Here is a 24,646-nt window from a genome sequence, read left to right as displayed (position 1 = left end):
CCGCATCTCATGACTTGATTGTCGCGCATGCGCGTCAAATGGTCGCGCGATCCTGGCCTGAGGTCAGCGGTCGTTGTCCTGTCACGCCTCAAGCGTAGGTTAGCTCGTGTGGCGCGATGCGCCTCACGACATCGCCAAGCTGACGGGTGCCGAGCCGACCATTCCTGTGCTCACGCCGTCGCGTGCCATCGATTCGATTGCGGTCCAGTTCTCGCGGAAGATCCGCGCGGCCTCGTTGGCACTTTCCGCCTGGATCGTCAGACTGCACGCGCGTCTCGCGCCATTGCTGGCCAGCTGGAAGTAGAGAACATATCCAGACGGTTCCGCACTCCGTGCGCCCGACGGTGCCTGCTGCATGTAGGTTTTCCCCAATCGTGTTTTTGTTGCGCCACCCGCAGGCAGGATTGGACCGAGATGCGGCACAGTCGTGGTTCAAAATGCGCAATCTGCACGATTGCGCATTTTGTCTGCCGGTGTTGCCGGGATTCAACAGGTCTTGGAACCGGTGATGAAGAGCGGCTGCAACTCAGCCGCGATCACGACGCGCGTTCAACCGTCGCGGAGGGCTTACGCATCGCCATCCGGATGCACCATCAGGGTTTCCTGGATCGAGGTCGCGAGCATCGACCCATCGCGGTCATGGACGCGGGCGATCGACAGCCCGCGGCCGCCATCGGCGCATGGGCTCTCGGTTTCGACATGCATCCAGGCGTCGGGCGCGAATGCACGATGAAACCAGATGCAATGGTTGAGGCTCGACAGATAGAGCGGCGCGCGAGACTGCAGTTCGCGCAGATGGCCGCCGACGCTGGAGAAGTTGAGCCACCAATCCGAGAGATAGGCGAACACCGCGGCCTGGGCGCGGGAACCGGCGGCGAGCGGCTGCCGGCATCTGATCCAGAAGCGCAGGCGCGGCTCTGCCGTCGTGGCCGAGAGCTGACGTTCGATCTCGGGGATGCGGAAATCCATGCTGGGCTTGATGTGCGGCGAATAAGGGCCGAGCGGCCGCAACTGCGCCATCAACTCGTCGGGGATCATGGTCTGATCGGGCAGGCTTTCGGGATCTTCCGGCGGCGCAAACGGCACCGCGTGCCGCGGGCCCCGGCTGCGCTGCGCAGAACGTAGCCTGCGCGCTCAGTACGGTACGGCCGTCCCCTTGGCTGCCGACGATATGGCGGGAGGAGAACCGCTTGCCGTCCTGCAGGACCTCCGCGTCAAAGGTGATGCGCCGGGTGGGATCGGCGCCGCGCAGGAACAAGAGCTGGAGCATCGCCGCCGGGCGATCTTCGGGCGCGCTGAGCGTTGCGGCCATCATGGCCTGGCCGAGGATCTGGCCGCCGTAAGAGCGCCCGTTGAGATTGCCGTCGCCGAAGCGGCTGCGATAGCGCAGCGGCGCAATAGTCTCGAGCGAGACCAGCGCCTCGGCCGCCTTGTCGTCCCACGGATCGCACGCGGCTTCATTACCCTCCGCGGCGTGGATGTCTTGCCCGTCCATCACATCGCCGGGAATTTCTGCGGTCCCGGATAGAGCGGATAGCCGGCAGCAACGCCATATTCGCTGATGCCGAATCCGGTCTCGTTGCCGCTTTCGAGCCGGACGACATGGTCCGACAGCGTGCGTGCGATGGCGCGTGTCGCCGCGTCGTCGAGGTTCCAGATGTCGTGGGCTGCATGGTTCTCGCCGCGGTCGTCGCCATGGGTCCAGCCCTGCAGGCCGCCATACATGCCGGCCTTGAGATAAAATCGCGTCGGCAGTCCGTGCATCCTGACGCGGCGCGGCTCGCCGCGATCGAAGCTGAAGGTGAAGTCGGCCACAGCGATGGTCTGGCCGAGCGGATCGTCGGCCCATTCGATCGCGTGCTCGACCGAGGTCACCTCGCGATGCGAAACCGATCCGTCGGCTTCGCGGCGGAACTCGGAGCCCGAGATGTAATGCGGCTTGCCCGGCGTGCGCTCCTTGATGAAGACCGACAGCGCCGACTGCGGGAACTGGAACATCGACCAGCTCCAGAAGAAATTGCGATGGGTTGCAACCGGCGGCCTGGTCTCGTCGGTGCGCATCTCGGAGCGCAGGCCCCAGGAGCGGTCACGCTGTCCCCACCACAGTTCCGGTTCGATGTTGGTGCGCTTGCCGTCGGCGACGATCCAGCCGCGCCAACGGCCGAATTGCGAGACGCGCGCGAGGTCTTCCTCGACGACGCCGTTGCGCTCGCGAAGATTCTGCTTCTCCTGCGCCGCCGGAAAGCTCGCCTTGAATTCGAGCTGAAAGCTGATTCCGGACGGATTTTCGGCGAGCGACAGCCGGTGCAGGCCCATGCCCTCGACGATCTCGATCCTGAGCCCGCCGACTTCGGTCTCCAGCGGACGGGTTCCGAGCCGGCGCGAGGCACGGAAATTGTGCTGGCGGCGGCCGATGGTGATGCCGGCAAAGCCGTCCATCACGTTGCGGTTTGGATAATAGCCGAGCCCGATGTCGATCAGCAATTCGGTGCCATCGATCGGATGCGCGGTGTACCAGTAGCGTTCGGTGAAGCGGATATCGCCGCCGCCTGCCTTGGCAAACGGCTGCGGCGTCTGGTGGCCGATGAGATCGTCCTGGGCTGTCAGCATTGTTCTTGTCCTTGGTGTTTGAGCCGGTTCGGTCAGTCGGATGCGTGGCGCGGGATCAGTCCTTGGCCGGGCCTGCGCCCACGATGTCGCCGAACAGCACCCAGGTCTTGCCGTCGAAGCGGGCGAAGCGCCGTTCGGTGATCGCCGCGTAATCCTGCGGCGTGGTCTGGATGGTGATGCCCGGGAGCAGCATCGGCAGCTCGATGCCGCTGAGGTTGGTGGCCTGCTTCAGCACGTTCTCCCGCGTGAGATTGTCGCCGCAGCGCTGCAGGATGATCGCGCCGAGTTGCGCTGTGGTGTAGCCGGTGACGGCGATCACGTCGTTCGGATCCATCCCCGGCATGTATTTCGCGGCGAAGGCGAGATAGTCGGCCATGCCCTTGTCGTTGGCCCAGGCCGGATCGTTGGGCGTCTTGTAGGAGGTCGTGGTCAGGATGCCGGTCGAGGCCTCGATCCCTGCCGGCACCAGCACGCCGGCAATCGAATTCGCGGTCGAGCCGAGGAAGATCAGCGGCTTCCAGCCGAGCTCATGAATCTTGCGAATCGCCATCGAGGCGAATTTGTTTTGCGCGGCGATCAGGATGGTGTCGGCGCCGGACGCCTTCAAATTCACGATCTGGGAGTCGATCGTGGGCTCGGTCGATTGATACATCGCCTCCTTGACGATCATCGTGTCGGCTTTCGCGCCCAGTCCTTCCTTCAGGCCAAGGACAAAATCCTTGCCGATGTCGTCGGCCTGCAAGAGCACGCCGATCCTGGCGTCCGGCTTCTCGCGCAGGACGTAGCGGGCGATGATCCGGGACTCGTTGACGTAGGTCGGCGAGTAGGGCGTCGTCCAGGGAAACTGCTTGGGATCGTTCCAGCGGGCGGCGCCGCTCTGCACGAGAAGTTGCGGAACGCCATTGCTGTTGAGATACTTCTGGATCGCGGCGTTGGTCGGCGTGCCGAACGGCGCCATGATCGCGAGCACCTTGTCGTTCTCGACCAGCGCGCGCGTCACCTCGACGGTCTTGGGCGGACTATAGGCGTCGTCGCGGGTTACGAAATTGATGCGGCGGCCGTTGATGCCGCCTGTCTCGTTCAGCATCGTGAAATAGGCGAGCATGGTCTTCGGGAAGCTCGCATAGATCGACGCCGGTCCGCTGTAGGGCGCATTGGCGCCGAGCAGGATCTCGGTGTCGTTGACCCCGGGCCCATAGGCCTTCTGGGCGTTCGCTGTTCCGAGCGCGCCGGTGAGCGCGAACGCCCACACGGCAAGCGTGACGATTGGCTTCCGCATCTTCCCCTCCCATGACGCCCTCTTTTGCGGGGCTCGTTGATCCTTGCGGCGGTGCCTTCAAGGGCTTTACCCGTCGCGTTGGCTGTGTAATAATAGACCGTCTGTCCGGATTATCAACTGAAATCTCCGGGCGGCGTATCGGCGTCACGCATGACGGAAACATCCGCAGGCGCGCGCGGCCGCATGGCCGGTGAGGAGGAAACATGAAGCTGACGCAGGCGCTCATCTCGGCGGTGCAGTTGCGCAAGGATGCGCCCGGCACCATCCATGCGGGAAGGTCGCGAAGCTGGAAGCAGATCGGCCGGCGCGTCGCCTGCGCCGCGGGCGGACTGCGGCGGCTCGGCGTCGAGGCCGGCGATCGCGTCGCGATCCTCGCGCACAACAGCGACCTCTATATCGAGGCGCTCTATGCCATCGCCTGGGCCGGTGCGGTCGCTGTGCCGCTCAACACGCGCTGGGCGGTCGCCGAGAATGCCTATGCGATCGACGATTCCACGCCAAAACTGTTGCTGCTCGACAAGGCCTTTGCCGAGATCGGCTCGGGGTTGCGTGGTGCGAAATCACTCACCGCGATGGTCTATCTGGACGAGGGACAGGTTCCCGACGGCATGCAGGGCTATGACGAGCTTGTCGCGAATGCGCCGATCGAGGATACCTCCGGCGCCTACAACGATCTCGCAGGCATCTTCTACACCGGCGGCACCACCGGCTTCCCCAAGGGCGTGATGCTGTCGCATGCCAATATCATCTATGAATCGCTGGTTTGGATCTATGCGCTGCGGTTCCGCGAAGACACGCGATATCTGCACTCGGCCGGCATGTTCCATCTGGCCGGTACCTCACCGATGATCGCACTCACATTGGTCGGCGGCACCCATGTCACCATCCCGAAATTCGAGCCCGAGCTCGCGATGCGGACGATCGCCGAGCACAGAGTGGACTACTGCCTGTTCGTGCCGACGATGCTCAACATGATGCTCAATCATCCGTCCTTCGGCAGCTATGACCTGAGCAGCGTGAGGGATTGCGAATATGGCGCCTCGCCGATGCCGGATGCGCTGCTGGTCAAGCTGATGCGCGTGCTGCCGAGCTGGCGCTTTCACCAGGGCTACGGCATGACCGAGAGTGCGGCGCTGGCGACGATCCTGCCGTGGGAGTACCACGCGCTGGAAGGACCGCTGGCGGCAAAGCGCAAATCGGCAGGGCGGGCGGCGCCGGGTGTCGAAGTCCGCATCATCGATTTCGCGGGCAACGAAGTGCCGCGCGGGACGGTCGGCGAGATCGCGATCCGCGGCGCCGGCGTGATGCTCGGATACTGGCGCAAGCCCGAAGAGAGCGCGCGGGTGCTGCGCAACGGCTGGCTGCATACCGGTGACGGCGCCTGGATGGACGAGGACGGCTTTGTCTATATCGTCGATCGCCTCAAGGACATGATCGTCTCCGGCGGCGAGAACGTCTATTCCGGCGAGGTGGAGAACGCCATCTTCCAGCACGAGCAAGTCAGGGAATGCGCCGTCATCGCGGTGCCCGATCCGCAATGGGGCGAGGCGGTGCACGCGATCGTCGTGCCGAAGGACGGCGCACGGCTCGATTCCGAGATGGTGATCGCGCATTGCCGCACCCTGATCGCAGGTTACAAATGCCCGCGCTCGGTCGACATTCGCCACGAGCCGCTGCCGCTGACCGGCTCCGGCAAGATCATGAAGTCGGCACTGCGCGAGGAGAAGTGGCAGGGCTATACGAGGTCGGTCAATTGATGCAGGACGTTGCGAAACGATCCGATGATGTGTCGGCCGTGCCGGAGCCTGTTCGTCCGGTTACAGTCAATGACGACGCAGTGCGCGCGGCGCTCGCGCAGCATCTGTCGCGGATCTCCGGGAGCCGGACGGAGATCACGGGCTTCGGCCGCAAATCGTCCGGCTTCTCCTGGATCACCTACGCTTTCGTGGCGCGCTCTGCGGCTGACGGGGATCGCAAGCTGATCCTGCGCGTCGGTCCGCCGAACGGGCTGTTTGCGCCTTACTCGGTGCTGCCGCAGGTCTATGCGCTGCAGTCGCTCGCCGGCAGCGGCGTGCCGGTTCCGGCGCTGGTGTCATCAGAACAGCATGGCGCCGAGATCGGCTTTCCGTTCTTCATCTGCGCGCATGTCGAGGGCGACGTTCCCGCACCCTGGGCCGCGAGCGAGCTCGATCCGGACCACAAGCGCGCGATCGCCCGGCAGTTCGTCGAGATCCTGGCATCGCTGCACCGGATCGACGCGAGCGCAACCCCTTTTGCACCGCTGCAACAGGGCGGAGAGCGCGCCGAAGTTCGCACGATCGCCGGCTGGCGTGCGTCGCTGGCGCGTCCAACGGCGCGCTATTATCCGCTGCTCGATTGGGGCGGACGCTGGCTTGAGGATAACTGCCCACAGCCGCCGTGCCGCACCATCGTGCATGGCGACTACCGGATTGGGAACTTCATCGAGCGCAATGGGCGGATCGCCGCCATCCTCGATTGGGAGCTCACTCACGTCGGCGATCCCCATGAGGATCTGGCCTGGGCGATGATGCCGACCTTTAATGCCAGGAGCCGCAAGCTCTATGGCGTGCTCGAGCGGGCGGAGGTGATCGATCTCTATCAACGCGCCTCCGGCATTGCCGTCTCGGACAAGAGCCTCGCCTTCTACGAGGCCTATGCGCTGTATCAGGCGGCGGCGATCCAGATGTGCGCGGTGCGCGCCTTCGAGGTCGATCGCTTCAACGACATGCGGCTCGCCGTGATGGCAAGCCAGATGCCCTCGATCGTACGGGCCTTCGAGCGCGCATTGGAGGCCGCGGCATGAGTGCATCCTTCGAGCGGCTGATCGACGGCATCATCGATGCCCTGCAAAGCCATGTCGTACCGAACAGCAGCGACGATTTCGTCCGCGGGCAGGTGTTCTCCGCGATCTACGCGCTGAACGGGTTGAAGCTCGCGGCCGACTGGAAGGCCGGGCCGCTGCTGGAGCAGGTGCGTCTGCAGGACGATACGTTCGCGGCGGTCGAGCGACTGGCCGACGGCATGATGCATCCGGAGATTCCCGCGATGCCGCGCATCCCAAGCGACATGTCGGACGCCGCCGCGATCGAGGCATTGCGCGATGACGGCGACCGGCAGCTGGGGCAGCTTCTGCTCTGGGCGAGCGGCGCGGACGCGCGTGCGGTCAATCGCGATCTCGCGACCGGGATCGAGCAGTTGCTGCGGCGGGCGATCTGCGACCAGCTCAAGATCGAGCTTGCGACGACGCCGAAGTCGATGCTGCAGCAGATCGCGGGCGGCGAACGTGATGGCGGCGCGGCGCCGGTCTGAGGCGGTTACGCCGCCGTCCACCGGGGGTTGCATCGTTGTGCGCTGCTCCGGGAACCAGCCGCGGTGTTCGCAAAGAAGCTTGCAGGCCCGTTGCGCCCGTGTTATTCATTGACCGAACGGTCGTTCGGATTATTATTGGCGGCCGGTGAAAGCATCCGCGGCAAGCGGCCGGCGAGGGAGACGGAGCGATGAACATGATGACCGGCGTCTCGCCATGGGAGCGGCTGATCCGGCCCGACCGGGTGCACGGATCGCTGTACACCGACCCCGAGATCTTCGAGGCCGAGCTCAAGAACATCTGGTACCGGACCTGGGTCTATGTCGGGCACGAGAGCGAGGTCCCGAACGCCAACGACTACGTCGTCAAGTCGATCGGTCCGCAATCCGTGATCATGACGCGCGACGAGCAGGGCAAGGTCAATCTGCTGCTCAACCGCTGCTCGCATCGCGGCAACCAGGTCTGCTCCTTTGAGCGCGGCAACGCGCGCTCGTTCACCTGTCCGTTCCACTCCTGGACCTTTGCCAATGACGGCCGTCTGGTCGGCTATGCCTTCCCGGACGGTTACGAGGGACAGGACAAGTCGCAGCTCGCGCTCGGGCGGGTGACACGCGTCGAGTCCTACCGCGGCTTCGTGTTCGGCTCGTTCGCGGCCGATGGCCCGACCCTGAAGGAACATCTCGGCGGCGCCGCCGAGACCATCGATCGGCTGGTGCGCACCTCGCCGGAGGGCGAGGTCGAGGTCACCGCGGGCTTCCTCAAGCACCGCGTCAAGGCGAACTGGAAGTTCATCCTGGAGAACGAGTGCGACGGCTATCACCCGGCCTTCGTGCACACCTCGATCTTCGGTGTCGCCGACAGCATGATCGGAAAGCTCTACGGCGGCGCCTCGACCGCACTGACGCGTGATTACGGCAACGGCCATACCGAGATCGACCTGCGGCCCGAGTTTCGCAAGCGCGACGCGCCGATGAGCTGGTTCGGAACCAGCGAGGAGCGGCTGCCCGACTACACCACGCGGATGAAGACCGCCTATGGCGACACCGCGGCGCGCGAGATCATGATCGACGGCACGCCGCATGTGATGATCTTTCCGAATCTGTTCATCGCCGAGATCCAGATGTTCGTGATCCAGCCGCTCGGCGTCGACGACAGCGTGCAGCATGTCACTGCGCTGCAGTTCAAGGGCGCGCCCGATCTGAACCGCCGGCTGCGCCAGCAGACCATGGGCTCGGTCGGCCCGGCCGGCTTCCTGCTTGCGGATGATTCCGAAATGTACGAGCGCTGCCATCGCGGCGTGCAGGCGCGCAATCCGGAATGGATCTTCCTTGGCCGCGGCGAGAAGCGCCAGCGGCAGGACGAGCTCGGCTTCACGGTCGGCCACGTCACCGACGAGGTGCCGTCGCGCGGCATCTGGACCCATTATCGCAAGCTGATGGAGCCTAACTGATGCTGTCGCGCGAGAGCAGCGCCACGTTGATGAGCGCCATCACCGCCTTCCTCTATCGCGAGGCGCGGCTGCAGGACGAGCATCAATATGAGGCCTGGGAAAAGCTCTGGACCGACGACGGCGTCTATTGGGTGCCGGCCAACGGCGCCGACATCGACCCGGAGCGGCAGATGTCGATCATCTACGACAACCGCTCGCGGATCGCGCTGCGCGTCCGCCAGCTGATGACCGGCAAGCATTTCACCCAGACGCCGCAGTCGAACCTGCGCCGGCTGATCTCCAACATCGAATTGATGGATGAGCAGCCGGACAATGGCGACATCGCGGTCGCCAGCAACAGCCTGATCTTCGAATCGAGCCTGCGCGACGACACGCTGTGGGCGGCGCGCAACGAATACCGGCTGCGCCATGTCGATGGCGAATTGCGGATGGCCAGCAAGAAGGTCATCCTCGTCAACAACGACAAGGCGATCTACACGCTGTCATTCCTGGTCTAAAGCGCGATGACTTCATCGCGCTTTAGAAAATTGTTTGCGCATGATCTGTCCGGAAAACCGCTTCACACGTTTCCGGATCATGCTTTAGGGAAGGTCTCGCCATGATCGACAAAGGCCCCGTTCTGCTCGACATCAGCGACGGCATCGCGCGGCTGCGGCTCAACCGGCCCGACGCGGCGAACGGCATGAGCGCGGAGCTGTTGAGCGCATTGTGCGACGCCATCATGGTCTGCCACGGCCATCCGGATCTACGGGTCGTGCTGCTGAGCGGCGAGGGCACCAATTTCTGTGCGGGCGGCGATGTCCGCGCCTTTGCCTCCAAGGGCGAGAAGCTGCCCGACTATATCCGCCAGGCCACCGCGTATCTGCAGAATGCGGTAACCGGATTGCTGCGGCTGGAGGCGCCGGTGATCGCCTCGGTTCAGGGCTTTGCGGCGGGTGGCGGGGGCTTCGGTCTGGTCTGTGCCTCCGACATCGTGATCGCGGCGGAATCGGCCAAATTCCTCGCCGGTGCGACACGGGTCGCGATGGCGCCGGATGCCGGCGTCTCCGTCACGCTGTCGCGGCTGGTCGGTCTGCGGCGAGCGATGTCGATCCTGCTGACCAACCCGGTGATCCCGGCCGCGGAAGCCCTGCAGATGGGCATCGTCACCAAGGTCGTTCCCGATGCCGAGCTCGCTGACGCATCGCTCGCGTTGGCGCGCGAGCTCGCGGCTGGCGCGCCGAAGGCGCTGGCGGCGACCAAGCGGCTGGTCTGGGCCGGCACCGGCACCAGCATCGAGCAGTGCCTGTCGGAAGAGGCGCGCACCGTTGCCGAGCTCTCGGGAATGGCCGACGCGCGCGAAGGGCTCGCCGCCGTGATCGAGCGGCGCAAGCCTGTCTTCACGGGGCGCTGAGACGTGGTGGACACCTTGCCGTTCGGGCGTCTCGATGGCCGCCGCGCCTTCATCTCCGGCGGTGCGCGCGGCATCGGCGCGGCGATCGTCCGCAGCTTTGCCGGCGCAGGCGCCAGGGTCGTGATCGCCGATCTCGACGTCGCCGCAGCCTCAGAGCTTGCGCGGGAGACCGGCGCCGGCGTCGCCGGGCTCGACGTCAGCGACGCCACGGCCGTGCAAGCCGTGATAGCGCAGGACGGCCCATTCGACATCGTCGTCAACAATGCCGGCGTCGATCAGCACGCCTTCTTCACCGACACCACGGCGGATGATTGGGCGCGGCTGATCGCGGTCAATCTCACCTCGGTGCTGGCCTGCACCCACGCCGCTTTGCCGGCGATGCAGGCGGCACGGTTCGGCCGCATCATCAATGTCACCTCGGAGGCTGCGCGGCTCGGCTCCAAGGGCGGCGCGGTCTATTCCGCGGCCAAGGGCGGCGTGATCTCCTTCACCAGGAGTATCGCGCGCGAGAATGCACGCTTTCGCATCACCGCGAACGCGATCGCGCCGGGACCGATCCGCACGCCGATGCTGGAACAAGCCGTGGCAAAAGGTGGCGACAAGATCCTGCACGCGATGACCGGCGCGACGCTGCTCGGCCGGCTCGGCGAGCCGGAGGAGGTTGCGGCCGCCGCGCTGTTCCTGGCTTCCGACCAGGCTGCCTATATCACCGGCGAGACGCTCGGCGTTTCCGGCGGCATGGGCATCGGCGGCTGAGATGGCCAGCACAGGCGACGATATCGCCATCACGCCGGTCGATCGCGCAATCGAGCGCCTGCGCGCGATCTATCGCGGCTGGAGCCGCGACACATCGGTGGCACAGATGCGCAGCGATTGGGATGCGGCGTTTGCCGGCTGCTCGGTGCCGGTGAGGCGCGAGCCGGCTTCCGCCGGCGGCATCGACGGCGAATGGCTGGTGCCGGCAGATGCACCGCGCGACAGGGCAATTCTCTATTTTCACGGCGGCGGATTCCGCATCGGCTCGGTCGCGTCGCATCGCGACCTGGCCGCGCGGATCGCCGATGCATCCGGCTGCCGCATGCTCTCGATCAATTATCGCCTGGCGCCGGAGCACCGGTTTCCGGCGGCGCTCGATGATGCGCTGATTGCCTATCAGTATCTCTGCGGTCAGGGACTGCGTCCTGCCGATATCGCCTTCGCCGGGGACTCGGCCGGCGGCAATCTCGTGCTCGCTGCAATGCTGGCAGCGAGAGACCGCGGCCTGCCGCTGCCCGCGGCCGGCGCGCTGATGTCACCCTGGACCGATCTCACCGCTGCTGGCGCGAGCTATGAGAGCAGGGCCGAGGCCGATCCGATCCACCAGCGCGCGATGATCCTGGCGCTCGCCAAGAACTATCTCGGCAAGGACGGTGATCCCCGCGATCCGCTGGCCTCGCCGCTTTATGCCGATCTCAACGGTCTGCCGCCCCTTCTTGTTCAGGTGGGAGATCGCGAAACCGTCCGCGATGACTCGACGGAGCTAGTCGCAAAGGCGAGAGCCGTCGGCGCCGATGTCGAGCTGCAGGTCTGGGACGGCATGATCCACGTCTTCCAGATGTTCCCCGAGATTCCGCAGGCGCGAGAGGCGATCGCGTCTCTCGCGGTTTTTCTGCGCAACCATCTTCACATCGGCCATGAGAGGGCGCCACAATGAACGTTATGACCTCGGATCCGCGCCAGCTCACCGAAAGCGAGTTCCATTTCCCGGAGCAGCCCAATCTGCCCGAGGAACTGCGCATGCTGCGTGAGCAGGTCCGCCGCTTCGTCGAGAAGGAAGTGGTGCCGCACGCCGAGGCGTGGGAGCGCGACGGCAAGATCCCGCGCGAGATCTATCGCCGCATGGGCGCGCTCGGCTTCCTCGGCATGCGCCATGCGGCCGAATATGGCGGCACCGACATGGGGCCGCTGGCCTCGATGGTATTCGCCGAGGAGCTCGGACGCTCGAGCTTCGGCGGCTTCACCTCGTCGATCCTGGTGCATACCGACATGTCGGCGGTGCACATCAGCCTGCGCGGCACGCCGGAGCAGAAGCAGAAATATCTGCCGGCGATCATCCGCGGCGAAACGGTCTGTTCGATCGCGGTGACCGAGCCCGACGCCGGCTCTGATGTCGCAGGCCTCAAGACGCGTGCGCGGCGCGACGGCGATCATTGGGTGATCAACGGCGCGAAGATGTTCATCACCAATGCGGTCTATGGCGACATCCTGATCGTCGCGGCGCGCACCGATCCACACGCCAAGGGCAGCCGCGGCATCTCGCTGTTCATCGTCGAGCGCAACACGCCGGGCATAACGGCAACCAAGCTCGACAAGCATGGCTGGCTCTGCTCGGACACCGCCGAGATCGCCTTCCAGGACGTGCGCGTGCCGGCGGAAAACCTGCTCGGTGAGGAGAACAAGGGTTTCTATGGCATCATGGAGACCTTCCAGAACGAGCGGATCTGCATCGGCGGCATCTGCGCCGGCGAGTCCGCCAAGGCGATCGAGCTGACGACGAACTATGTGAAGACGCGGCAGGCGTTCGGTGGCCCGCTCTGGAACCAGCAGGGCGTGCGGCTGAAGCTCGCCCAGCTCGCGGCGAAGGCGGCCGCGGCGCGCGCGCTGGCCTATCAGGCCGCCGAGCTTGCGGCGGCGGGGCAGGAGTGTTTGCGCGAGGTGTCGATGGTGAAGGCGCTGTCGCCGGAGGTGCTGCACGAGGTCGTGCATGGCTGCCTGCAACTGCACGGCGGCTCGGGCTTCATGCGCGGCACCCCGATCGAGCGCATGGTGCGCGACGCGCGGGTGCTGACGATCGGCGGCGGCGCCACCGAGGTGATGCTGGAAGAGGTCGCCAAGCGGATGTGAAACGGGTAAAACGTCTTATTGAGCAGACGCATCTCGTCCACCTTCAGATAGGTCGATGTCAGACCCCGAACTGGTCAAAAGCTGGAAGGTTACTGAGACGCTGCTGGAGCGTGCACGACATGCCTTGCCGGACGCACCCGTAGACCACGAGCAAGCCTGCATAGCGCTGCTGGCCCAATACCGGGAGTTTCTGGAACACAACGAACTCGAGCTGACGCTCGACGTCCTTGAAGAGCTTGGCCATCTCATCTCATCTCAGCTCGCGGCGGCTTTTGGCGCGATTTGGAGCGCACCGCCGAAAATATGGGCCTGCTAGATCGGCTGCCCGCTCTGCAAAAGGTATTTTCTCAGGCGCCCGTGCCGCCTAAATCCCGATAGCACCTTTACGCGCTTAGCCGATAGGCTTGCCCTGACCGATGGTGCGCGCCGCGATCCCCGGCTTCAGTCGCCAGTCCTCGCCGAAATCCGCGAGCGGATGGAAGAACAGCGGCTCGGTGGTCTCGAGCCGCCGCAGCCGCTCGGTGTAGTCGTCGAGATAGCGATGCCGCGTGGTCTCGTCGACGAAATTCACCGAATACGACACGAAGGGCGGCAGCACCTTGCAGCCGGCATAGGCCAACATGCCGTTCTGGATCGGCCACAGCACCACATCGAGCGCGCCGACCAGCCCGTCGGGCGCGCACATTCCGGGATGGGCGGCCGTCGAGGTCACGACCATAGCGCGGCGGCCGGCGAGGCCGCCGGTGTCGTAACGGCGGCCGGCGCCATAGACCGCGCCGTTGACGAACACGCGGTCGATCCAGCCCTTCATGATGGCGGGGACGGAGAACCACCACAGCGGAAACTGCAGGATCAGGAGGTCGCACCACAACAGCTTCTCGATCTCGGCGGCGATGTCGCCGCTGAGCGAGTCCTGTTGCAGATTGTATTTCTGCTCGCGATCATATTGCAGCCGGTCGGGAAACCGTCGCTCGCCAAAGTCTTCAGCGGTCGCGACCGGGTTGAAGCGCATAGCGTAGAGATCGGAGATCCTGACCGTGTGCCCGAGCGCGGTCAGTTCCACCACCGACCGGGCCAGCAGCGCAGCGTTGAAGGACTGCGCCTCCTGATGGGCAAAGACGATCAGGACCTTCATCGTTCTAGTTCACCGGCTTGAAGCTGAGCGTCGCCGTATCGGCCTGCATGATCTGCAGCTTCTGGTTAGAGAAGCGGACGCCAGGACCGAAGCTGATCGGCGCCATCACGCCGGTCTCGACATTCTTGGTCTTCTCCAGCTCCGAGATCGTGCAGGCCCAGGTCGGTTGCTTGCCGCAGCGCTCGATCGCTGCGATCAAAACCTTCGCGGCGGCATAGCCGGTCATGGTGTAGCGGTTGATGCCCTTGAATTCGGCTTCCGACACCAGCGGCTTGGCCTTCTCCAGAAATGCTTTGCCGGCTGCGCCCGCGAACGGCTCGACATAGTCGACCGCATAGATGCCGTCGCCGGCCGGGCCCATCAGCTTCAGCACCGGTTCGATGCGGCCGGGCCAGAAGATGCCGGTCACCGGCTTGATGCCGAGCTTCTCGAGCTCCTTCATCATCGCGATGTTCTCGCCGATGATGCCGCCGGCCAGGAACACCTCGGCGCCGGAATCCTTCAGCTGCAGCATGTCGGATGAGAAGTCCTGCTGACCTTTCTTGTAGTTGCCGCTGTAGACGACGTTCAGCTTCTTGGCCTTGACCACGGTATCGAAGCCGTCGCGCACGGTGATGCCGTAATCGTCGTCCTGGGTGATCAGGCCCCACTTCTTGCCGGGATTCTTGTCGGCCAGGAAGTTGACGAGGTGGATGATGCCTTCCTCGTAGGATTGGCCGACCACGAACACATTCTTGCGCGGCGGCTCCCAGAGGAATTTCACCGGCGCGACGTCGATCACGGTCGGGATGCCGGACCTCTCCAGTACCGGCATGACAGCGATCGACTGGCCCGAGCCGGAGATCCCGATTATCGCGAACACCTTGTCGACGTCGATCACCTTCTTGACGCCCTGGATGGTGCGCGCGGTGACGTAGCCGTCGTCCTCCAGCACGTACTTGATCTTGCGGCCGTTGATGCCGCCGGCGGCATTGGCCTCGGCGATTGCGATCTTGTGGCCGATCGAGGCCGCGACGCCGAGCAGCGCCGGCGGTCCGGTCAGGGGCTCGACGTCGCCGATCAGGATCTCGCTGTCGGTGATGCCGGGATCGGCGGCGGCGGCCGGGCCGATCGCAAGGCAGGCCGCGGAAAGCAGCAGTGAGGCTGCCGCCAGATGTCTGATCATTGTCTCCTCCTCATGGTGTTGCGTCTTTTTTTGGTTAGTAGCGCAGCGGCCAGTGCACCCAGGTCCGCTTGATGTCGTGCCAGGCGCCGACCAGTCCGCGGGGCTGGAAGCGCAGGAACAGGATGATGACGAGGCCGTAGAGCATGCTCTTCAGCTCCTGCGCGCCGGTCGTGAAGGTCGCGTCCATCTGCGCGCTGAACAGGCCGAAGATCAGCCTGGTCGCCTCCGGCAGCAGCACGATCAGGACCGTGCCGAGCACGGCGCCGAGCGCGGAGCCCAGCCCGCCGACGATCAGGATCGCCAGCGCCTCGATCGAGAGCAGGAACGGAAAGCCCTCGACGCTGACAAAGGAGAGATAGATGCCGTAGAGCGCGCCGGCGAGCCCGGTGATGAAGGCCGAGGTGACGAAGGCGAACAGCTTGTAGGCATGCAGATTGATGCCCATCACGCGCGCTGCGGTGTCGTTGTCCCTGATCGCAACGAAGGCGCGGCCGACCCGGCTGCGGCGGATGTTGAGGGTGGCGAACAGCGTCAAGGCTGCGAAGGCGAGGCAGAGATAAGTGAAAGCCGGATCGCTGTCGAAGCTGATGCCGAGGATCTCCGGCCGCTGCACCTGGATGCCGCGGGCGCCGTTGGTGAGCCAGCGCATCTCCAGGATCACGGTGTTGATGATGAAGGAGAAGGCGAGTGTGGTGATGGCGAGATAGAGCCCCTTGAGCCGCAGCGACGGCGCGCCGACGATCAGGCTCGCCAGCGCCGGCACCACGCCGGCGCCGAGGAAGCCAACCAGCGGCGGCATGTGGTACTTCGAGACCAGCACCGCGTAAGCATAGGCGCCGGTGAGGAGGAAGCCGACATGGCCGAGCGAGATCAGGCCGGTGTAACCGGTCAGGATGTTGAGCCCGAGCGCGCCGGTCGTTGTGATCAGGATGATCATCAGGAACGACAACGCGTAGGAATTCAGCAGGTAGGGCGCAGCGATCAGTGCCAGCAGCAGCACCGCCGACCAGAGCCAGACCGGCGGGGAATCGATCAGCGCAACCAGCTCGCCATAGCTCTGTTTGTAATCGCCGGTGCGCATCAGACCCTCTCGATGTCGCGTTCGCCGAAGATGCCGAATGGGCGGATCATCAGCACGACGATGATCATGGCAAAGCCCGCCACCTCCTTCATACCGGAGCCGAGATAGCCGCCGGCGAGGTTTTCGGTGATGCCGATCAGGAGGCCGCCGAGGCCGGAGCCGAGCACTGCGTCAAGCCCGCCCAGGATCGTGGCCGGAAACGCCTTCAGCCCGAGCTGGAACATCGCCGGCGACAGATCGTAGGAGAGCGCGAAGAACACGCCGCCGATGCCGGCGATCACCGACGACGCGGCCCAGGCCAGTGCATGGACTCTTGTTGCGCTGATGCCCATCAACAGCGCGGTGCGGTCGTCGGCCGCGACCGCGCGCATCGCGACACCGACCTTGCTGTAGCGGAAGAACGCCCAGATCGCGGCGAGTAGCGCCAGCAGCGTCACGATGACGGCAATCTGCCCGGTGCGCACGCCGATGCCGCCGAGATGCACGATGCCGCGGCCCATGCCGATATCGAGGCCGTGCGGATAGGCGTCCCAGACGAAGTTGATGGCCGAGCGCAGGATCACCGCGAGCCCGATCGTGACCATCACGGTCGCGAACACCGGCTCGCCCAGCATCGGCCGCATCACAAAACGCTCGATGATGAGGCCGAGCAGGATTGCGGCGAGGATCGCGCCCGCCGCGACGACGAACACATTGCCGCTGACTGTGGTCGAGATGGTCCAGGCGATATAGGCCGTGATCATGGTCATCTCGCCCTGCGCGAAATTGACCAGCCCGGTGGACTTGTAGATCACCGCAAAGCCCATCGCGATCAGGCCGTAGATCGCACCGATCGCCAGCCCCGAGATCAAGAGCTGCAGGAGATACTGCATTCAGCCCTCCGACTGGTAGATGATGCCGAGCTCGCGCGCGAACTTCTTCTCGATCATGGCGCGGCGGACCTTCTGCGTGGCGGTCAGCTCGCCGTCGTCGTGGTCGAGCTCCTTCTCGAGGATGGCGAAGCGGCGGATGTTCTCGACCCGGGCGAAGCGCTTGTTGGTCTCGCCCACGATACGCTCGACCAGCTCGTGCACTTCGGGCAGCTGCGACAGCGACTTGTAGTTGGTATAGGCCAGCGCCCGATCGCGCGCCCAGCGGCCGACATTGTCGTAATCGACCTGGACGATGGCGCCGAGGTACTTTCTGGCCTCACCGACCACGATCGCTTCCTTGATGAATTCGGAATCCTTCAGCGCATTCTCGATCTCCGACGGGGCGATGTTCTTGCCGCCGGCGGTGATGATGATCGCCTTCTTGCGGTCGACCACGGCGATCTCGCCGTTGTCGAGGACGTCGATGATGTCGCCGGTGCGCAGCCAGCCGCCTTGTTCGAGCGAGGCGGTCGAGGCCTTCTCGTCGAGGAAGTAGCCCTTGAAGACGCCGGGGTTGCGCAGCAGGATCTCGCCGTCGCTGTCGAGTTTCCATTCCGTCTGCGGCAGCGGCACGCCGCAGCCGCCGATCCGGTGGTGGCTTTCGGTCTGGATGAAGGCGACGCCGCCGCTTTCGGTGAGGCCATAGCCCTGCGACACTGGACGGCCGATGATGTCGAAGAAGCGCAGCGTCTCCGGTGAGATCGAAGCGCCGGCGCATAGCCGGTGCCGGCTGTAAGCGAAGCCGAGATGGCGCTGCAAATTGCGGAATATCAGGAGGTAAAGCAGCCCGTAGGCGGCGTGATCGAGCCAATTGGCCTTGCCGGCCTGCCGGCGGTCGGACAGCGTGCGGCCCCAGGCGAGGCAGGCCTTGGTAAAGGCCTGCCTCAGCCGGCCGCTCTCGCCGAGGCGGAACAGAAGGCTCTGTTGTAGCTTCTCGTAGATGCGGGGCACGCCGACAAAGAACGTTGGCGCGATCTCGCGAATGTTGATCGCGACTGTGTCGATCGATTCGGCAAACGACACGGTGCCGCCGAGTACCAAATGCGTCACCGTGCCGTAGCAGCGCTCGGCGACGTGGCAGAGCGGCAGATAGCTCACCGCCTCGAACGGCTTGTCTGCAATGCCGACGGTCTTGGCGTAGGCATAGGCGGCGTAGACGAGATTGCGGTGGGTCAACATCGCGCCCTTGGGCGGGCCCGTTGTGCCCGAGGTGTAGACGAGGATACAGACATCGTCGGGTGCGCCCTGGCTGATCAGGCGGTCGAGGGTGGCGTTAGCCTCCGGGTTCGCGTCGGCGTAGGCCTTGCCGCGTTCGCAAAGCGCTGCGAACGACATCAGCTCGGACTGGCGGTAGTGCCGCAGGCCCTTCATGTCGACGCAGACGATGGCCTCCAGATCCGGCAGGCCGCCATTGCTGGCCATTGCGTCGAGCACCTTGTCGGTCTGCTCCTGATCGCCGGTGATGACGACCCGGGCGCCGGAATGCTTGACGATATATTGCAGCTCGACCCAGGGATTGGTCGGATAGATGCCGACCGCGACTGCGCCGATCATCTGGGCGCCAAGATCGGCGTAGAACCATTCCGGCGTGTTCTCGCCGGCAATGGCGACCCGGTCGCCCGGCTTGATCCCGAGCGCGAGCAGGCCGAGCGCGACCGCGCGCGCGGTCTCGTAGTAGTACCGCCAGGAATAGGGATTCCAGATGCCGTAGTCCTTCTCGCGCAGTGCCAGCGCATCGCCATGCATGGCGGCCCGCTGCCGCAGCAATTGCGGGATGGTGATGGCGGCATCCGCAAGCGCCGCCTGCAGCGCGTCGGCGCCTGCCGCAGGCGCGCGGCGCGCGGCGCTGGCTTGCAGCGGCGGATGCGTGGTGCGCAGGCTGTCCATCGTCGACATCACGCGCCTGCCTTCATCGCTTCGGCGCGCTGGCCGCCGAGATAGGCCTCCGCGACGGCCGGATCGCGCCTGACCTCGTCGGGCGTGCCTTCGGCGATCTTACGGCCGAAATTCAGCACATGGATACGGTCGGAGATGTCCATCACGATGCGCATCTCGTGCTCGATCATCACAACGGTGATGCCGAGGTCGTCGCGGATGTCGAGCACGAAGCGCGCAATGTCTTCGGTCTCCTCCTGGTTCATGCCCGAAACCATCTCGTCGAGCAGCAACAGTTTCGGCTCGCAGGCGAGCGCGCGGGCAAGCTCGACGCGCTTCTGCTGGCCGTAGGACAGCGTGCCGACCACGGCGTCCCTGATATGCTCGATCTCGAGGAATTCGATGATCTGCTCGACGCGCTGCCGGGCCGCGATCTCTTCCTTGCGGGTGCGGCCGAAGAACACCACGGCGTCGAGCACGGTCGAGCGCAGATGGGTGTGGCGGCCGGTCAGGATGTTCTCGACCACGGTGCCGTGCTTGAACAGCGCCAGATTCTGGAAAGTGCGGCCGATGCCGACGGCCGCGAACTTCCACGGCGAAATGGTCGAAAGGTCGATGCCGTCGAAGGTGATCCGGCCGCCGCTCGGTCGCAGCACGCCCGAGATCATGTTGAACAGCGTGGTCTTGCCGGCGCCGTTCGGGCCAATCACGCTGCAGATCTCGCCAGCTGTGACCTGCAGGCTGACATCGGCGACCGCCTGCAGGCCACCGAAGCGCTTGGACAGGCTCTCGACTGTGAGCAGCGCGGTCACGACAGCCACCGCTTGCGGCGCTTGTAATGCTTGACGTCGCGCAGGCTCTTGCGGCCCGCGGAGGAGACGCCGAGGTAGAATTCCCGGACGTCCTCGTTGGCGGTGAGCCTCGCGGCCGTGCCGTCGAGCACGACGCGGCCGGTCTCCAGGATGTAGCCGTAATCGGCGATATCGAGCGCGCGCTGCGCGTTCTGCTCCACCAGCAGCACGGTCATCTTCAGCTCGTCTCGCAGCCGGACGATCACCTCATAGATGCGGTCGATGATCAGAGGCGCGAGGCCGAGCGACGGCTCATCGAGCGCCAGCAGCGCCGGATCGGTCATCAGCGCGCGGCCGATCGCGAGCATTTGTTGCTCGCCGCCGGACATGTAGCCGGCGATCTGGTCGCGCCGCTCATAGAGTCGCGGAAACAGCGCAAACACCTTGTCGCGGCGCTCGCGCGCCTCGGCGCCGGTCCTGGTGTAGCCGCCCATTTGCAAATTCTCGTCGATGGTCAGCGCCGCGAACACGCGGCGGCCTTCCGGAACCTGCACGATGCCGCGGCGCACCAGTTCATCCGGCGCGAGGTGATCCACCTCGTCGTTGCGGAAGCGGATGCTGCCGTTCTCGATCACGCCTTCCTCGGTGTAGAGGATGCCGGACATCGCCTTCAGCAACGTCGACTTGCCGGCGCCGTTGGAGCCGAGCAGGGCGACGATGTTGCCTTCGGGCACCGCGATCGAGACATCGCGGATCGCCTCGATCGCGTTGTCGTAGACGATCCGGATGTTACGGAATTCGAGCAGGCACTCCGGCGCCGGCGCGGCCTGGGGCGCGGCCTGTGGCGTCGGATGCGGAATGGTCGTCGGCATCGCGTTCAGACCCGGCCGGCCGATCGGCGCGGCCGCGCGGCGAAGATCGCATCGGTGACAATCTTGGCGGTCTCGGCACAAGCCTGGGTGCCGCCATTGCCATATTGCTTCACCGCGTCGCCGACGCACCACAGGCCTTCGATGCCGGTCTCGCGCGGCAGATCGTAACCGGCGCAGCTGCGTTGCGCCGGCCAGTCGTCGCGCATCACCCGGATCGACAGGATTTTCGCCTGGTCGAAATTGGCGAACTGCTCGCGAAGGTCCTCGAGCGCAAGCGCGACCTCGGCGTCGGAATCGAAATCGCCGAGCGCCGGCACCGGCACGGCATAAGCGACGTAGAGGTGCCAGCCGGGCGGCGCCAGCTCCGGACAGGTGGCGGAGAGGTTCGCCATGTTGCAGAGCCGGCGCGTCTTGCCGAAGGTGACGATGCCGGGATGGTTGATCAGCGGCTCGCGGCTCGCGACATTGATGACGATGTTGGCGGCCGGGCGAAGGTCGTTCTTCACCTTGGCGATGTAATCCGCCGGGAACGCCGCGCTGCCGGCGAGCGCGACGGTGGCTTTCGGTCCGGCGTTGCTGATGACGAGGTCGGTGTCGATCCGCACCCGCTCGCCGTTCCGGAGCACGGTGACGCCTTCGACGCGGCCGTTGGCGGTGTGGATCGTGGTCGCCGGCGTGGCGAGCCAGATGTCGCCATTGCGCCGGATTGCGCCGCCCAGGCTGTTCCAGACGCCGATCGTGCCCTGCGGGCAGAAGCCGAACTTCTTGAAGGCACCCTTGCTGGTGAAATAGGTGAGGAAGGCGCGGGCCGGCAGCTCGGCGGCGTTGCAGGCGAAGATCGCCGCGCAGAGATTGCGAAACAGCGCGTGCACCGTGGCGTTGCTGGTGTAGCCCTTCAGCCAGTCCTCGGTCGATTGCCGCCCGTCGGGCAGGTTGCCGGAACGGGCATCGGCGAATTTCTCCAGAATGCGCGAGGCTTGCTTCGTGAGTTGCCCGAGCAGCAGCGACCAGCCGCCGCGGCCGACATCGATCACCTTGCCGTCGATGAAGAACGAGCTCGCAGGCTCCGGCGCGCGGATATCGAGCGGCGCGCCGACGGTGTGGAAGGTCTCCTCGAACACGCCGCCGAACTCGATCGCGATCGCGCCGATATTGACCTTGAAGCCGTCGATCTCCTCGGTCGAGGCGCGCCCGCCGAGCCGGTCCTTGTCGTCGACGACGAGCGTATGCAGCCCGCCATGGGCGAGACGCGCCGCGGCGCATAGCCCGCCGGCGCCGGCTCCGATCACGACAGCATCGACCTTATGAGAATCCACGCGCAGCCTCCCTCGATGCCGCCGGATTGGTTCCGGCGTGCGCAATCTGCTTGCTTGATGGCAGGCACTCTAATATAATCCGACCGGTCGTTCAAATTATTTTTTGACGCAGGTCGCGCGCCGTGGCGAGCGATGGAAGAGTTCTGGTGGATGGCGCCCGCAAAGGGGAGGAGGGCGTGGAGCGGCGGTAGTATAGAGAGACGGGTGTCGTCCGATTCCGGCGACGCCGATGGTGCACGAGAGAAACGAGTATGGCGCGGACGCGCTCAGAAAACTACGACGAGATCCAGCGGGGCATCCTCACCACCGCCTGCGGCCTGTTCGCGCGGCAGGGCTACATGCGTGCCTCGATCGCCGACCTTGCGGATGCCTGCAAGCTGTCGCGCGGCGCGCTGTATCATTATTTCGACTCGAAGGAAGCGATCCTGTTCGCGATCCTGGATGCGCATATCCGCGAGATGATCGCCGATGTCGAGGCCGCGATGGCCGGCAAGGCGGCAACGCTGGAGCAGTTTCGTGCGGCGATCCAGGCCATCGTCGCACTCAATGCGCGCTCGAGCGACGAGCAGCGCGTCATCCTCAACGACCTCTCGTTCCTCGGTGAGACCGAGCAGGATGCGATCAAGGCGCTGGAGCGCCAGCTCGTCGACACGGTCTCGGATCTCCTGGTCAAGCTCGACAAGGAAGGCAAGATCGTCAGGCGGACCAAGAAGATCTACAGCATGATGCTGTTCGGCATCCTGAACTTCAGCCACACTTGGTACGATCCGAAGGGCGGCGTCGATCCCGGCGAGTTCGCCGACATGGTGGTGGACCTGTTCCTGTACGGTTTCACCATGCCGGTGCCGGCCAAGGACGCCGCGCGGCCGCAGCGCCAGCGCGCGTGAGCTGGCGCGTCTTCGAGCGGCGTCACCGTTGCAGGATGTGCACGTAACAGACCGCGCCGACGCCGACCATATGCGCCAGCCCAATGCGCGCGCCGCCATGCTGGCGTGGGCCGGCCTCGCCACGCAGCTGCATCACGATCTCGCCGATCTGGCCGATACCGGTGGGGCCGATCGGGTGTCCCATCGCGATCAGGCCGCCGGAGGGGTTGATCGCGCATTGCCCGCCGATATCGAGCGCGCCGTCCTTCAGCATGCGAACGCCATGCCCCTCGGGGCAGAGGCCGATGCTTTCGATGTAGTGCAGCTCCTCGACCGTGAAGGCGTCGTGCAGCTCGATGATGTCGAGATCCTTCGGCGTTAACTTGGCCTGCGCCAGAGCAAGGTCGGCGGTCTCCTTGGTGAGCGCCGCGTCGAAGCCGGCGCCGGGCGGATAGACCCGTTCGCTGCGGCCGACCGAGGCCGTGGTGCGAATGGCGCGGCCGGCGTCGATGCCAAGCCTGCGAATGCCGTCCTCGGATGCGACGATCACGGCGGCGGCGCCTTCGCCGATCGGCGTGCATTGCAGTGACGTCAGCGATCCCGACACTCGCTTGCCGCCGAGCACCTCGTCGAGCGTGCGCTCTTGCTGTCGCTGCGCGTTCGGATTCTTGGCGCCGTTGCGGTGGTTCTTCACCGCGACCATGGCAATGTCCTCGGTCGAGGCGTTGTGGCGGACCGCGTATTCATTGGTCAGCAGCGCGAAATGCGTGAAGGGGACGATGGCGTCTTCGGCGAGGTTTCCGATGCCGGTCTCGGGGCGCCGCACCGGATTGCGCTTGTCGACGCCAACCGCCAGGGCAACATCGGAGATGCCGCTCGCGACCTCGATGCAGGCATGGCGGAACGCGGTCGATCCGGAGGCCGATGCATTCTCGACATGCATCAGCGGCGCGCCGGTCGCGCCGAGATGGCGCAGCATCGGCCGCCCCGACGCCATGCCGAGCAGCGCGGTCGCGACATAGGTCGATTCGACCGCGGGCCATTCGATGCGCGCATCGGCAAGCGCGGCGCGGATCGCGGTGAGGCCGAGCTCCACATAGGGTGTCTCGCTCGGGTTCTGGTAGCGATGCCAGCCGATGCCGACGACGTAGACCGGCCGCAGCTCGTTGAGTGATCGTGTCATGGCAAACCTCCGGATCAATCAGGATGCGATGCTGAAGCGGAGATCGAGCACGGTCTCGCCGCTCTCGCTCTGTCCGATTGCGGCGAGCCTGCCGCTCACGCGCTGGCCCGGCACAACGGGCGCGCTGTCCTCGGCAAGTAGGGTGCGAATGACAGGGCCGTCGTCGAGCGCGACCTTGACGATGGTGAAGGGAGCCGGACGGTTCTTGTCGGCGTGGAGGTGAACGGTTGCCTCCGCAAGCAGCGTTCCCTGGGCCGAGAGTTCGCAAGGCGTCAGCGCATCGCCGTGGCTGCCACAGCGCTCGCAGCCATAGGTCTGCATCGGGAAGAAGACGTATCCGCAGCGGCAGCGGCCGCCCTTGAGGCGGACTGTCGCCCCCGCCTGGTCATTAGATGCTGCGGAATACAGCCCTGGTTTCAGTAGCTTGTTCGGTTGCATGCGTTTCCTCCAAAGAAACTTGTTGACTGACCAACAAACATTATTTTAGCTTGAATGCAAGCAAGAAGTG

General features: G+C 65.1%; 25 protein-coding genes and 1 pseudogene. 11 read left to right on the top strand and 15 right to left on the bottom strand.

Going from position 1 to position 24,646, the window contains the following annotated elements:
• Positions 1 to 123 precede the first annotated feature (123 nt).
• From ACVIGB_RS20795 to ACVIGB_RS20775, 5 genes and pseudogenes are all read right to left on the bottom strand, one after another.
• Positions 124 to 357 carry a hypothetical protein gene (locus ACVIGB_RS20795; RefSeq protein ID WP_456721238.1) on the bottom strand — a complete coding sequence of 78 codons (234 nt, stop codon included), beginning with the start codon at positions 355 to 357 and terminating at the stop codon, positions 124 to 126.
• A 210-nt stretch (positions 358 to 567) separates the two neighbouring features.
• Complete coding sequence (locus ACVIGB_RS20790; protein ID WP_456749199.1) at positions 568 to 1,086, bottom strand: acyl-CoA thioesterase; 519 nt, start codon at positions 1,084 to 1,086, stop codon at positions 568 to 570.
• A 91-nt stretch (positions 1,087 to 1,177) separates the two neighbouring features.
• Positions 1,178 to 1,312 (bottom strand): annotated as a pseudogene (locus tag ACVIGB_RS20785) (acyl-CoA thioesterase II); the annotation flags it as partial.
• Between the two features lie 182 nt (positions 1,313 to 1,494).
• The gene (locus tag ACVIGB_RS20780) at positions 1,495 to 2,610 is read right to left on the bottom strand and encodes a hypothetical protein (protein ID WP_456721240.1); all 1,116 of its coding nucleotides are present in this window, start codon (positions 2,608 to 2,610) and stop codon (positions 1,495 to 1,497) included.
• 55 nt (positions 2,611 to 2,665) lie between these two features.
• Complete coding sequence (locus ACVIGB_RS20775; protein WP_456721241.1) at positions 2,666 to 3,889, bottom strand: ABC transporter substrate-binding protein; 1,224 nt, start codon at positions 3,887 to 3,889, stop codon at positions 2,666 to 2,668.
• A 203-nt stretch (positions 3,890 to 4,092) separates the two neighbouring features.
• On the opposite strand from ACVIGB_RS20775, the gene ACVIGB_RS20770 reads away from it, so the two are divergent.
• The 10 genes from ACVIGB_RS20770 (at position 4,093) to ACVIGB_RS20725 (ending at position 13,259) form a co-directional block, all read left to right on the top strand.
• Positions 4,093 to 5,646, top strand: a complete 1,554-nt coding sequence (locus ACVIGB_RS20770) for an acyl-CoA synthetase (protein WP_456721242.1) — start codon at positions 4,093 to 4,095, stop codon at positions 5,644 to 5,646.
• Complete coding sequence (locus tag ACVIGB_RS20765) at positions 5,616 to 6,713, top strand: phosphotransferase family protein (protein ID WP_456721243.1); 1,098 nt, start codon at positions 5,616 to 5,618, stop codon at positions 6,711 to 6,713. The genes ACVIGB_RS20770 and ACVIGB_RS20765 overlap by 31 nt, the downstream gene beginning before the upstream one ends.
• On the top strand, positions 6,710 to 7,219 hold the full coding sequence (locus ACVIGB_RS20760; protein WP_456721244.1) for a hypothetical protein: 510 nt from the start codon (positions 6,710 to 6,712) through the stop codon (positions 7,217 to 7,219). The genes ACVIGB_RS20765 and ACVIGB_RS20760 overlap by 4 nt, the downstream gene beginning before the upstream one ends.
• A gap of 188 nt (positions 7,220 to 7,407) precedes the next feature.
• On the top strand, positions 7,408 to 8,667 hold the full coding sequence (locus tag ACVIGB_RS20755; protein WP_456721245.1) for an aromatic ring-hydroxylating oxygenase subunit alpha: 1,260 nt from the start codon (positions 7,408 to 7,410) through the stop codon (positions 8,665 to 8,667).
• Complete coding sequence (locus ACVIGB_RS20750) at positions 8,667 to 9,164, top strand: aromatic-ring-hydroxylating dioxygenase subunit beta (RefSeq protein WP_050425761.1); 498 nt, start codon at positions 8,667 to 8,669, stop codon at positions 9,162 to 9,164. The genes ACVIGB_RS20755 and ACVIGB_RS20750 overlap by 1 nt, the downstream gene beginning before the upstream one ends.
• A gap of 101 nt (positions 9,165 to 9,265) precedes the next feature.
• Positions 9,266 to 10,060, top strand: a complete 795-nt coding sequence (locus ACVIGB_RS20745; RefSeq protein ID WP_456721246.1) for an enoyl-CoA hydratase/isomerase family protein — start codon at positions 9,266 to 9,268, stop codon at positions 10,058 to 10,060.
• A gap of 3 nt (positions 10,061 to 10,063) precedes the next feature.
• Positions 10,064 to 10,816, top strand: a complete 753-nt coding sequence (locus ACVIGB_RS20740) for an SDR family NAD(P)-dependent oxidoreductase (protein WP_456721247.1) — start codon at positions 10,064 to 10,066, stop codon at positions 10,814 to 10,816.
• Between the two features lies 1 nt (position 10,817).
• Positions 10,818 to 11,753: an alpha/beta hydrolase gene (locus tag ACVIGB_RS20735; protein ID WP_456721248.1), complete on the top strand. Its 936-nt coding sequence runs from the start codon at positions 10,818 to 10,820 to the stop codon at positions 11,751 to 11,753.
• On the top strand, positions 11,750 to 12,943 hold the full coding sequence (locus ACVIGB_RS20730) for an acyl-CoA dehydrogenase family protein (RefSeq protein WP_456721249.1): 1,194 nt from the start codon (positions 11,750 to 11,752) through the stop codon (positions 12,941 to 12,943). The genes ACVIGB_RS20735 and ACVIGB_RS20730 overlap by 4 nt, the downstream gene beginning before the upstream one ends.
• Positions 12,944 to 12,998: 55 nt before the next feature.
• Positions 12,999 to 13,259 (top strand): hypothetical protein, encoded by a 261-nt coding sequence (locus ACVIGB_RS20725; RefSeq protein WP_456721250.1) that lies wholly within the window; start codon positions 12,999 to 13,001, stop codon positions 13,257 to 13,259.
• Positions 13,260 to 13,334: 75 nt separating this feature from the next.
• Here the strand turns inward: ACVIGB_RS20725 and ACVIGB_RS20720 are convergent, their stop codons facing one another.
• From ACVIGB_RS20720 to ACVIGB_RS20685, 8 genes are read right to left on the bottom strand one after another with little or no spacing between them, the layout of a single operon-like run.
• Positions 13,335 to 14,078, bottom strand: a complete 744-nt coding sequence (locus tag ACVIGB_RS20720) for an NAD(P)H-dependent oxidoreductase (RefSeq protein ID WP_456721251.1) — start codon at positions 14,076 to 14,078, stop codon at positions 13,335 to 13,337.
• Positions 14,079 to 14,082: 4 nt separating this feature from the next.
• On the bottom strand, positions 14,083 to 15,243 hold the full coding sequence (locus tag ACVIGB_RS20715) for an ABC transporter substrate-binding protein (protein WP_456721252.1): 1,161 nt from the start codon (positions 15,241 to 15,243) through the stop codon (positions 14,083 to 14,085).
• A 34-nt stretch (positions 15,244 to 15,277) separates the two neighbouring features.
• Positions 15,278 to 16,324 carry a branched-chain amino acid ABC transporter permease gene (locus ACVIGB_RS20710; RefSeq protein WP_456721253.1) on the bottom strand — a complete coding sequence of 349 codons (1,047 nt, stop codon included), beginning with the start codon at positions 16,322 to 16,324 and terminating at the stop codon, positions 15,278 to 15,280.
• Positions 16,324 to 17,196: a branched-chain amino acid ABC transporter permease gene (locus ACVIGB_RS20705; protein WP_456721254.1), complete on the bottom strand. Its 873-nt coding sequence runs from the start codon at positions 17,194 to 17,196 to the stop codon at positions 16,324 to 16,326. Before ACVIGB_RS20705 ends, ACVIGB_RS20710 begins: the two co-directional genes overlap by 1 nt.
• Positions 17,197 to 19,131 carry an AMP-dependent synthetase/ligase gene (locus ACVIGB_RS20700; RefSeq protein WP_456721255.1) on the bottom strand — a complete coding sequence of 645 codons (1,935 nt, stop codon included), beginning with the start codon at positions 19,129 to 19,131 and terminating at the stop codon, positions 17,197 to 17,199. It lies immediately after the preceding gene.
• Positions 19,131 to 19,922, bottom strand: coding sequence for an ABC transporter ATP-binding protein (locus ACVIGB_RS20695; RefSeq protein WP_456721256.1), 792 nt, complete (start codon positions 19,920 to 19,922; stop codon positions 19,131 to 19,133). The genes ACVIGB_RS20700 and ACVIGB_RS20695 overlap by 1 nt, the downstream gene beginning before the upstream one ends.
• The gene (locus ACVIGB_RS20690) at positions 19,919 to 20,773 is read right to left on the bottom strand and encodes an ABC transporter ATP-binding protein (RefSeq protein ID WP_456721257.1); all 855 of its coding nucleotides are present in this window, start codon (positions 20,771 to 20,773) and stop codon (positions 19,919 to 19,921) included. Before ACVIGB_RS20690 ends, ACVIGB_RS20695 begins: the two co-directional genes overlap by 4 nt.
• Positions 20,774 to 20,778: 5 nt before the next feature.
• Positions 20,779 to 22,089, bottom strand: a complete 1,311-nt coding sequence (locus ACVIGB_RS20685; RefSeq protein WP_456721258.1) for a phytoene desaturase family protein — start codon at positions 22,087 to 22,089, stop codon at positions 20,779 to 20,781.
• A gap of 251 nt (positions 22,090 to 22,340) precedes the next feature.
• On the opposite strand from ACVIGB_RS20685, the gene ACVIGB_RS20680 reads away from it, so the two are divergent.
• A complete protein-coding gene (locus ACVIGB_RS20680) occupies positions 22,341 to 22,976 on the top strand; it encodes a TetR family transcriptional regulator (protein ID WP_456721259.1) in 636 nt (211 codons plus the stop codon).
• Between the two features lie 22 nt (positions 22,977 to 22,998).
• Here the strand turns inward: ACVIGB_RS20680 and ACVIGB_RS20675 are convergent, their stop codons facing one another.
• The gene (locus tag ACVIGB_RS20675) at positions 22,999 to 24,138 is read right to left on the bottom strand and encodes a thiolase family protein (protein ID WP_456721260.1); all 1,140 of its coding nucleotides are present in this window, start codon (positions 24,136 to 24,138) and stop codon (positions 22,999 to 23,001) included.
• Between the two features lie 18 nt (positions 24,139 to 24,156).
• A complete protein-coding gene (locus ACVIGB_RS20670) occupies positions 24,157 to 24,576 on the bottom strand; it encodes a Zn-ribbon domain-containing OB-fold protein (protein ID WP_456721261.1) in 420 nt (139 codons plus the stop codon).
• Between the last annotated feature and the right edge of the window lie 70 nt (positions 24,577 to 24,646).

The organism is Bradyrhizobium sp. USDA 4341, assembly GCF_054063755.1.
This window is presented reverse-complemented; position numbering and strand designations above follow the sequence as displayed.